Origin of the sequence: Cyanobium sp. BA5m-10, from assembly GCF_024346255.1 — a bacterium.
In the GTDB taxonomy this organism is placed as follows: domain Bacteria; phylum Cyanobacteriota; class Cyanobacteriia; order PCC-6307; family Cyanobiaceae; genus Cyanobium_A; species Cyanobium_A usitatum.
The window spans coordinates 1-7746 of sequence record NZ_JAGQCP010000078.1 but is presented as its reverse complement, the minus strand read 5'-3'; the positions used below and the strand labels follow the sequence as shown (position 1 = coordinate 7746).

Below are 7746 nucleotides of genomic sequence, written 5' to 3'. Positions count from 1 at the left end.
AAGTGGATGGGAGCCAAGCCTTGCGAGCCCAAAGACATTGTTGACTATCTCTTGGGCAATGAGATGAGCCACTTTGATGGGTCACCTAGTGTCAAAAAGAGGAAGGAGCAGAAGCTCCAAAAGCTGATGAATCGGCTTGAGCTGCTACAGGCCAGATTTGAGGGAAATCACTTGCTGTACTAACGCTCCAGATCAGAAGCGGGCCGAAGCCAATGGCAATAGCAGACATTCCTGCACACCGCCTTCTGAATCTGGATGTTATACAGCGCTAGTTGAGTCACTGGCCGACATAGCCACCACACACTGAGGGGTAAGGGTATCAAAGACAACTCGTGTGCGAACACCGTCGCCCATCAGAAATGAAGTTCCCGTAGGGTAAACAACCCTGACGCATTGCCCTTCGTGCGTAAACAGACTGTGCTCTCTGCATTTCTCCTGCTGTTTGCGGCTTTGCTTTACTGATAGAAACTCAGCCCTTGCTGGTGTGCCCGAATAGAGACTCAACATCTGGTCCAGCCTAAGCAATATGAAAACAGCCACTCTTCCAAAAGTAATGTCAAATATCTGATCTTCGCTAAGTGGTTTCACAAAGATAGGCTCAACTAGCGCTTGTGCCAATCCCTCGCGCAGGCTTGTAACAGGATATGTATCGTTAATCTCTTCATAAGCTGTTCTTCTGAGTAAGGATGGCCCCAATCTCCTCCATACCCCTTTGTATGCACCAATGTAAAGGCCACCTTCTAAAACTGTCAATGCCCAATCCTTCTTTGGCCCAAGCTGAGTGATCAGGTTCTGAAGCTCATCAAAATAGTGTTCTTCAGTGTGATACATGTCCGGTATCTGTACTCTTTCACCAGTTGCAGGGTCAATGCCGCCACCAGTGTTGAGTAGTGTGGTGGCTTGCGTCATCTTTGTATGCTGTCGCAAGATTCTTCGAATTTGTTCATTAAGTGGGTGGTCATCCAGAGCTTTCCTTATCTGCTCATCCTCTGCCTCAGTAAGTAGATTCTCGGCAATAAAACTCATTGACTCATGATTCTTAGCCCCCTCCTTGACCTCTATGATCTGCAACCCATTTCCTCCTATCAGCAGCACGTCACCCAGCTGAACAAAGCTTGTGATATCTGATATTAGAGCAAAGCCAAGAGGATTGCTGCCGTTGTATTCGTTGACGAAGTTCAATACTGATGCAAGGTTTGAGGCCTTAAGCGTAGGCCTGCTTGATTCACGAAGACATAGCCGGCGTGCGATGTAGTTTTGGCCACCAATTAAATGCCATGCTATCGAGTCTGCGAGTTTGCGGATAATATGTTCTTTGAGGTTCTCCAAGCCGATTTGCTGCTTTACCTCCGTAGATGCAAGCTTGTCGCGACCCTTCCTTGCGGACTTCAGTTTTGCATTAAGTTCTTTTTTTGAATCCTGAACTTGAATGAGCTCTTCGAGAATAAGAATTTGAGCTTCGGCAAATCTAATATGACACGCTCGGCGAAATGATTCGGGAGTCGCTCTCTCGTCTTCAAGGCGAAGCGCATGCTCTGTCCCATGCTTGCACGTCAGTCGATAGATCGTGCGACACCGTTGCTCAAACAACGCGAGAGGCTGGTATTCCTCAGATGGACTTTGGAGGGTCGATCTCACGTTGCCTCTCATTGTGAATACGATTGAGGAAAGCTTGGACTATCTCTTGTATAACGAGACAGGCTACACGGGTGGTATGTATAACGCTCGCCAACCAGGCCGCAAAATTTGCTCACCGAAGGATATAGCCTGGTGGATGCGGCTCAGGCGAATGGCGGTGTTAGACGGATGGAAACGAAGGAATCAATCGCCGTCGCTATAGGTCTCATTATAGATCTGGCTTATTGTTCTGCCCTCGTAAGTCCAGTACGGTCCAGGATTAAGATTATAATCGGTGCCCATTGCTCTTGCAGTCGCAACTGAAAGCCCTATCAACTCGCCTTCGTAGTCGACTTTCTTGGGATTCACAATGGTAACAACTGAATCATTTCGCGTGCACATGAGGGTTGCCCCGTTGGGTATTCCCATCTCCTCAAAGTTCAGATTTGGACGGCGTGATCTCAGTGTTTTTGCGGCCTGGAGGGACTGTTCGTCGATACCGGTTGGCTCAGAGGAGACTTCTGCAGTAGCATCGACTGCCGTATTCAGCAGCTTCAGGATTGCAATTGCTTGGTCGGGCTCAATTCGAAAGAATTCTCGCTTGGGATTGACCCTGGAAGGGCCAAATGCAGTGTGAAGCGCGTCTTCTACAGCATCACAGTCATCAACCTGACAAGCATACTCCAAACTGAATGGAACTGGAACGCCAGTAGTGTAGAGCTGGCTAAGTCGAGTGCCCACATCCTCCTGTCTCGTCTTGCCAATCTTGCAAATACCTGGCATCGCAGGATTGGTGAGCACGTAGACGACGCTCTGCACTTTCTGACCCACCTCTTGTGGATATTATAACGCTGCCCCTGAGTGGCAGGCAAGTTGTTGAAAGCGGAAGGAGTGCATCGGTGGAGGCCTGTCCACTCGAGGGGCATGTTGGACAGGCACTAAACTAGTCACCCACTTGATCCAAAACTGAAAACTGCATCGGCTAAATGATCAGGAAACAAAATTCCCACCCTCTGCCTTCCTTCATCCCATCCCAAATGCCTTGAAAGAACAAGACGGACGACGTCCTCTCTAATCTTGCAGTCAATGCACAATAGGATGTGAGACGCGAGGTCTTGGACAGTTTGATAATCCTCCAAAGCCTGCTCCGGCGTGGCATTTAGCAGTGTAGCTTTATACGAGAAGAAGGAGAAGTCCTTAAACTCAATATACAGAGGTGTTTTATGCTCAAAGTACAGCTCATCAAATGTGGTAAGCCCAGGATCAACATTCCCATGAAGAAGATCATTTCGCCTGTTCATCATGGAATGAAATTTCTTGCATGCATCCCATTCGTCGTACTTAACTTGGCTCACGAAGCCAACACAGTTCAAATGGATCCCTCGTATTCGAACATCAATGTTCTGACGCATAATTCCATCGTATAGTCGCTTGTCGCCCCTAACTTCAGGCCTGGCCATCAAAAATAAAAGAAGATTAATGAAGGACTCCGCCCATACAGGGGTCAACATTCTAATTCCTAATCCGATCTGTGCTGCTTTAGTGAACTTTTTGGCTGCATCGGAAAAGGCCTCTGTGAATGACTCGGCTTCTTCTGCTGTGCGTGGTTGAGTTGGTTCATTTACCTCTTCCAATCTTAAATCCTCAAGCTCTTGAAGCTGAGTCTCGATCATTGTCTTTAGTCGAAAGTATGGATTAAGAAACACCTTCCACTTCTCAAGACCCTTACGTATCTCCTTCATGGATGTAGAAAACCGGCTAAAGTCCCGTTTGACTGCAAGAAGAAAGTCATTTGGATCAGAGAAGCATGGCGCAAGTGGATGCCATATCTCTAGCCTGAATGACCAGCAGATAAAATCAAGTTGTCCAAGGCTGGTTTCAAGTGAATAGTGCCAATGAATCAGATTATCGCTGTCTTCATGATTCTTTGAGATCATTGTTATCCCGTTGGGCTCGCCGAAACGAGCTTTTAAATAGACATACAAGTCAACTGGTCTAATTCCAGTTGTCAGATCCCATCTGCCTGTTGCTGCTGTGATTACTTCCTTGGGGGCATTATGCTCATCATCAGCAATTTTGCTATTGATGATCTTTTCGATTGTGGCCTGCATAGGCCTTGCTTGCCAAGATAATAAACCATACTTGTCTTCTTCTGATTCGTCGGCACCTTTTGTTGTTGTCATAACTTAAAGGGCATGATCAACAGAATGTACTCGCGGCTTGCAGTAATGGCGCGCATGCTCTGTCCAACGCTCAAGATCACCTGTCCGCAAGAACCTATGCGAATGGCAGGCCATACACAGGCTGCGGCCAGGTGAATCTTGATGTTATACAGCCTAGTCCATGTGAATAGCAGAAACCGCAAGCCGCTCAAACTCATCTTTCAGCAAATCAAGTCTTCTCCTGGCGTCTTGGTTGCGTGGATTCACCTTAAGGTGATCCGTTAGAAACTGCAGTTCCATTTGCATTAATAACAGAAAGAGCTTTCGCGATGTGTTTTCAAAACCCAATGTCAAAGGCTCCCAGTTTCTCAGAGAGTAGGGCCTGAATATTCTTGAATTTGAAGTGATCAATTCATCATTGATGCCGTGACTCGCCAAGAAGGAGAGTAGCTCTGCATAAATCTCATCCTCTTGATTAGTTATATAGTCAGCCAGCCTATGAAATTCACCAAGCAAACCCTTTGCCTTCTCATTGAGATCCGCATAGGATTGGGTGGTATCGACCTGAATTGCGAGATCGGGCGTTTGATGACTTAGTCGATGTAGCTTGTCAACTCGGTCCCAGTAGCCCTCCATTTCTGCAGTTACCTTGTATAGCAGGGTCTCGTCTATTTTAAAGGGATTCGAAAGGAAGACTCTCTCATGGTGTTCCTTCGTCTGCTTGAGTATTTCTACGGTGTAGACTTCAACATCATTTGTTTCTACGTGGTGCGGGTAGCACATCAGAATTAAGTTGCAATAGTCTCTCCTTTCATCGTCAGTCTGTTGGGGATCGTATCTCTCGCCGCCAGACTCTGCAGCTTCTATATGGCAGATCTGCCCTACAAACAGGTTTCGTTCGTTAACCAAGTGCGCTGTGCACCCCGGGAAAGCGCAGCGATTACCTGACCGCGCAAACAGGGCGCGAACGACATCTCGCTTTGGAGTTAGGCGGCTCACCTCAAAATTTTAGCCGGAGCGTCCAGCCTGTATAACGCTCCAGATCAGAAGCGGGCAGGATTGCAGCGCCTTGATAGGTAGTCCCTGCTCCCGTCATCTGCATCTGGATGTTAGGCCTGTGACAACGGAAGATGACTCTAGGAGCAAGACTTGATTTCATAGCCGCACGCCCTCAGTTCTTTGGCCACCTCAGCCTTCCAGGAACCTTGCACATCAAAGCCAGCATAGACGACTCCACTTATGTCGTTTGGCGTCTCTATGCCCCCTTTCACCAACGCGCAGACGTTTTCGCGACCCAATTTCGCCAATAGATAACCATGTTCAAAAACTACGTTCTGTCGAGCTCTGCTTCTAGCTGGAACATTGGTTTCGTGCTCACCTCGTCCCAGGTCGCATGGAGTGTATAAGACAACCCCGAAGTCGGCGTCACCTGAATACCTTTCGATTTTCTCGATGATTGTCATGCCGGCGCTCGCCTGCTCATGAAGGATGATTGCTTGAAGGCCAATTGACTCAATAAAGCGGGCAACCTCCTGTTTTGCCTCGTTGTCATGTCCATGCACGATGAAAACCTTGCGCTTGTTCCTCGCTACGGAGATCTTTGAATTTGCCGAGGTAGCTGAAGTGCTGGTGGCTTCTGCGGAAGGAGCACCGAACTCCAAAAGGTCAAGCAGCGGCGTGAACTCTTGGGACAGATAGGTTCTTCGTTCAGCGTAAGTTCCGAACTTGTCCTTAATAAAGCCCCAGAACGAGCTGAGATTTCTATTCGTACGCACAAAGTCAGGCATCAGCGATGCGACTTCTGAATCAGCTAGGAGTTCTTGGCGAAGCGCCTCGTATTCACTGGAATTAGCAGGATTGCCAGTAGCGTGTGCGACAAGCAGGTTCGCCAAGTTGCTCGCCTTCTCGAACTTCTTTTGCTGATTACTGTTGCTCATTTGCGCATCTTAGTAGAGGCCTAACGTTCTCGGTAACAGACGCGTGCTGTCCTGAGCTTTGGAATGCACCGCGGGCTCCCGTGCTTCCGGTTCGCCGAGTGGTTAAGTCCCTTCACTTAAGTCTTACCCCCGCGAATGCCTTGAATTCGGAGAAAAGTTCCCACGCTTCGACATATCCAAATAAGCTCAATGGTAGCGGCTGACCGTCTAGGGCTAGCGTGATGGTCTTGCCTTTCCATGCGACGGGGAGAAGCCCCTTGTCATATGGAGTGAATTCGAACTGAAAGTTGTGCGAAATACAGTTTCTGATTACCCGCGCAAACTGGAACCACGGTTGCCCCTTGAGCAGCGCAGATTGGTTTGTTTCGTCGGAGTAGTCCTTGATCAGCTCAAACGATTCCTTGATGATTGCGCGCAGCAGCATCGTCAGGAATTCCTTCAAAGCAATGTCGCGATCCTGCTTATTGTCAAGTAGCTTTGATACTTGATCGAATGGGACGTTATATGTGCCGAAATCAGCGTTGCTCTTGGATAAATGTTCAAGAGCCAGCGGCTCCGTGAAGAGCGAGGTTGCCGCGAGCCCCAGAACGTAGTTGTTCTGCGCGTTGGTCAACTGACCCAGGAGTTCTTGTTTGGTAGTCATAGCGTAAGATGTACGAAGGGCCTAACGCTCGCCATCACCTGGCCGCAGTGAGCTATAGGTGAGCGCTGAAAATGAGTGGAGGCGGCTCAGGTGCATGGCGATGTTGGATGGGCCCTCTAGAATTGGTCAAAGATGTTCTGCCGGTGATACAGCAGGAATGAAGGATTGATCGGAGTAACCCCTGGGGCAGCCAATTTCCGCCCCTGTAAGGCAAGAAGGCGTTCCTGAAGAGGCCCCGATAAAGAGGAACACCGACTAGACACTATGACTGACAAGTCGTCGTCTACGGAAATAAGGCCTCGATCAAAGTACTTGTCGAATTCGATGAATAGACAAAGCCCATTCGCCGGGTCACTTCTTTTGCTCTTGTCGTGGCTCCATGGAATAATGTGGCTGGCCACAAGCAGGCTTGCTTCGGCAATGCGTGATATGCAGCACTTGGACTCGAAGTTTGAGAGGACTAAAGACCTAAACTCCGACTGGCCGATCCTTATCTTGACATTTGCAAGCGCATCTTCGATTGTGTAGTCTACATCAAACTCATTGACTAAAGCTCCAAAGACGGGCGCAAGCTGAGAGCTGGCATCGACGTAGAACTCACTTAGATCAATTGAATATTGCGAGTTTGCGCGCATCATGAAGACGTTATTGACAATCGTGGCGGTCCATCGCCGCAGACCTTTATCCGCCAACTTCCCACTTGTCATTAGTCTTTCTGTGAACAAGTGTTCAAGTCTTGAAAACGGGATGCAGAAGTAGTGATCAACAGGGGTATTGCCCCAGAGAATTATATTAAAGGATAAGCCATGCCTATCTTTCAATTCATCTATCACTCCTTTGCTAAATCCGCACCACTTATTCTTGGAGTCGGCCTTTTTGATGTAGTTATTACCATCTTGCTTGTACCCTGTAAAGATGTCATCGATGTTCATGGCCGCTTTGCAGGATGAGTACACGATCTATGTCTGTTTCTACATCTTGCCCATAGCTGCAAACTTTGGCAATCAGTTGCCCGCCTCCGCCTTCGGCGGCTCCATCCAACTCTTTATTGGACGGTTCCGTGAACCGGGGCGTGCAAGCTGTGCCTTTCCGATAACCAAAGACACCTCGGGTCGTTAATTCCCTGAGACTTATTACCCTGCATAGGGTCTTTCAGAACTTTCGCCCAAGATAGCCGCGGTTCACGGGTCCGCGAACCAACTGTTCAGATAGTTACAGAGCGTCAGCGGGGCTGCGTACACCGTGAGGGCCTCTATTCAGGACGTGGGTATAAATCATGGTGGTACTGACGTCCTTGTGACCCAGCAGCTCCTGGATCGTGCGTATGTCCTGGCCCCTCTCCAGTAGGTGAGTGGCAAAAGAGTGGCGGAAGGTGTGACAGCTGGCC

At 48.6% G+C, this 7746-nt stretch carries 9 protein-coding genes; 1 reads left to right on the top strand and 8 read right to left on the bottom strand.

Annotation, left to right across the window (positions count from 1 at the left end; translation table 11 throughout):
- Positions 1-183, top strand: a 183-nt coding sequence (locus tag KBY85_RS15225; RefSeq protein ID WP_396121901.1) for a hypothetical protein, incomplete at its 5' end; no start/stop codon positions are given.
- 75 nt (positions 184-258) lie between these two features.
- On the opposite strand, the gene KBY85_RS15220 is transcribed toward KBY85_RS15225, so the two are convergent.
- From KBY85_RS15220 to KBY85_RS15185, 8 genes are all read right to left on the bottom strand, one after another.
- Positions 259-1638, bottom strand: a complete 1380-nt coding sequence (locus tag KBY85_RS15220; RefSeq protein WP_254962307.1) for a hypothetical protein — start codon at positions 1636-1638, stop codon at positions 259-261.
- A gap of 183 nt (positions 1639-1821) precedes the next feature.
- Entirely contained in the window at positions 1822-2436 is a 615-nt protein-coding gene (locus KBY85_RS15215) for a GIY-YIG nuclease family protein (RefSeq protein ID WP_254962306.1), read from the bottom strand.
- 128 nt (positions 2437-2564) lie between these two features.
- Positions 2565-3800 (bottom strand): hypothetical protein, encoded by a 1236-nt coding sequence (locus tag KBY85_RS15210; protein ID WP_254962305.1) that lies wholly within the window; start codon positions 3798-3800, stop codon positions 2565-2567.
- A 153-nt stretch (positions 3801-3953) separates the two neighbouring features.
- Positions 3954-4688: a hypothetical protein gene (locus tag KBY85_RS15205; protein ID WP_254962304.1), complete on the bottom strand. Its 735-nt coding sequence runs from the start codon at positions 4686-4688 to the stop codon at positions 3954-3956.
- Positions 4689-4915: 227 nt separating this feature from the next.
- Positions 4916-5716, bottom strand: a complete 801-nt coding sequence (locus KBY85_RS15200; RefSeq protein ID WP_254962303.1) for a TIR domain-containing protein — start codon at positions 5714-5716, stop codon at positions 4916-4918.
- Between the two features lie 112 nt (positions 5717-5828).
- The gene (locus tag KBY85_RS15195; protein ID WP_254962302.1) at positions 5829-6329 is read right to left on the bottom strand and encodes a hypothetical protein; all 501 of its coding nucleotides are present in this window, start codon (positions 6327-6329) and stop codon (positions 5829-5831) included.
- 146 nt (positions 6330-6475) lie between these two features.
- Complete coding sequence (locus KBY85_RS15190; RefSeq protein WP_254962301.1) at positions 6476-7291, bottom strand: HNH endonuclease; 816 nt, start codon at positions 7289-7291, stop codon at positions 6476-6478.
- Between the two features lie 280 nt (positions 7292-7571).
- Positions 7572-7746 (bottom strand): tyrosine-type recombinase/integrase (locus KBY85_RS15185; protein ID WP_254962142.1); only part of this gene is annotated, 175 nt, incomplete at its 5' end.